The following is a 256-nucleotide window of genomic DNA, read 5'->3' as shown; positions in this document are numbered from 1 at the left end:
CTTCTTGGGCGAGGTGAAGAAGAAGGCGAGCGCGCAGACGACGAGGCCCTGGCCGATGCCGAAGTTGAAGAAGGCGGCCTGGAAGCCGTGGTCGGCGATCATCCACTGGATCGGGGCGACGGTCAGCGCCGAGCCGGCGCCGAAGCCGGCGGCGATGATGCCGGCGGCAAGCCCGCGCTTGTCGGGGAACCATTTCAGGGCCGAGCCGACACAGGTGCCGTAGACGGCGCCGGCGCCGATGCCGGCGACGACCTGG

1 protein-coding gene is annotated in these 256 nt (G+C 70.3%); it reads right to left on the bottom strand.

What is annotated here, in order from left to right; all coding sequences use genetic code 11:
- The coding region (locus IPV08_RS24365; protein ID WP_207414440.1) for an MFS transporter at positions 1–256 on the bottom strand (256 nt) is incomplete at both ends.

The organism is Methylobacterium sp. SD274 (assembly GCF_017355285.1).
Taxonomy (GTDB): domain Bacteria; phylum Pseudomonadota; class Alphaproteobacteria; order Rhizobiales; family Beijerinckiaceae; genus Methylobacterium.
This window is presented reverse-complemented; position numbering and strand designations above follow the sequence as displayed.